Source organism: Amycolatopsis sp. NPDC006131 (assembly GCF_040614175.1).
GTDB classification, from domain to species: Bacteria; Actinomycetota; Actinomycetes; order Mycobacteriales; family Pseudonocardiaceae; genus Amycolatopsis_E; species Amycolatopsis_E tucumanensis.
Genome location: NZ_JBEXTX010000242.1, coordinates 1 through 1,589, shown reverse-complemented (window position 1 = coordinate 1,589; position 1,589 = coordinate 1). Strand labels below are relative to the sequence as shown.

2 protein-coding genes and 1 pseudogene are annotated in these 1,589 nt (G+C 65.6%); 1 reads left to right on the top strand and 2 read right to left on the bottom strand.

All coding sequences use genetic code 11. The features are described from left to right. On the bottom strand, positions 1–445 hold a 445-nt coding region (locus tag ABZ215_RS43725; RefSeq protein ID WP_354956850.1), incomplete at its 3' end, for a hypothetical protein. A gap of 358 nt (positions 446–803) precedes the next feature. Between ABZ215_RS43725 and ABZ215_RS43720 the strand changes: the two genes are divergently transcribed. Next, positions 804–1,325, top strand: coding sequence for an A24 family peptidase (locus ABZ215_RS43720; protein WP_354956848.1), 522 nt, complete (start codon positions 804–806; stop codon positions 1,323–1,325). Positions 1,326–1,438: 113 nt separating this feature from the next. Here ABZ215_RS43720 and ABZ215_RS43715 read toward each other — a convergent pair. Continuing rightward, positions 1,439–1,589, bottom strand: a pseudogene (locus ABZ215_RS43715) (HAD family hydrolase); the annotation flags it as partial.

Below are 1,589 nucleotides of genomic sequence, written 5' to 3'. Positions count from 1 at the left end.
GCTGGCCGTTGTCGGCCCGGTACTTGAGGGCATTGGTGGAATCGCTGCAGTCCGTAACGATGACCCTGGTCGGCTCGTTCGCCGGTTCGGCCGACGTGACTCTGGCGTCGTGAGTCGCCTCGCCCTTCGTCACCAATCCGTTGTGGTGATCGGCGTAGAGGCCTCGCGACAGGTTCGTCAGCGCCAGGCTGGCGGCGTGCTGCGCGAGCTTGGACGATTGCCAGTCGGACGTGCTCCCGGCTTCGGCGAAGTCCTGCCACATCCCCAGGTAAGCCGCTAGCGCGTCCTGTTTCGCCCTGTCCGCGCCGGTCTGCAATGGACTGGTACTCGTGGCCGATGCCGGGGCGGCAGACGACGGACCCGACGCGAGGTCGGCCGGCTGCTCGGGTGTGCAAGCCGAGAGCAGGACGAGACAAGTCACCGCGATGACGGCCCACCCGCTCATGGAGCGAAGCATCCTCCCCTGCACCACGACACCCCCGGTCACAATCCTTGATCGCTGTTCACCCAGATCAAACTTTCTACACCACCGTCCCCCCTCGGCTGCAATGCCGACGCCGAACTGACTTTGAGGTCGGCATGGCTTTTACCAATGGAGATTCACCCTTTTGGCCCTGTCCGGAGGACATCCGAGGCTTGCGTCCAGTATTCGTAGCAGTCAGCGGCATGCGGAATTTCGCCCTTTCGACCCGAGGTGACCCTTGAATCCATTGCTGCTGACCGGCTGGGCCGCCGCCGGCGCCGGACTGGCCCTCGGGCTACGAGTACTGCCGCCCACCCGGGCGCTCCGCGCGCGGGAGTGGGTGACCTCCGCCGTGGTGACGGCTGCACTTTTCGCCGCCGTGGCCTGGCGATTCGGGTGGGGGATCGACCTCGTCGCGTACAGCACGTTTTCGCTGGTGGTGGTGCCCCTTGTCGTGATCGACTTCGTCGAGCAGCGCCTGCCCAGCGTGCTGATTCTCGTCGGTCTCCTCGCGCTCGGGGCGGTCTTCGGCGTGGGGGCGGTGCTCGTGGCCGGCTGCGCGGACTTGCTTCGTGCCTTGGCGGGGATGGCGGTTCTTGGCCTTGTTTACCTCGTGCTCGCACTCGCTGTGGGTGGCCTCGGCGCTGGAGACGTGAAGCTCGCCGGACTGCTCGGGCTCGCGCTGGGCTGGCAGAGTTGGACGGCCGTCATGGTCGGCACGGTCGCGGGGTGGCTGTTCGCTGCCGTGGCGCGCCTTGTGTTACGAGCGATGGGTCGAGTGGCACGCGATGCGCCGATGCCACTCGGGCCTTACCTGGCGCTGGGCGCGTTGGTGACCATCCTTGGTGGCCTCGCGCGTTGAATAGTCTCGGAATATTCCACCGGCGCATAGGTGGGCGATTGTCTGCTGCTAAGCCGCCGAGAATTGCGAGAATAATCTGGGTAGCCGATCTTTAGAGTTCTAGATTATTTGCGCTAGCGGTCGCGCCAGGCGAGTGGGGAGAGCGAGATGGCGGCCTCGGCTACTCGCCGTGCGGTGGTGGTCGATAGGCCTTTGAGGGCGCTGTCGATCCAGCCCTGGACGCGGTGGATGCCGATGTCGCGGTATTCGACGGCTTGGAGGAGC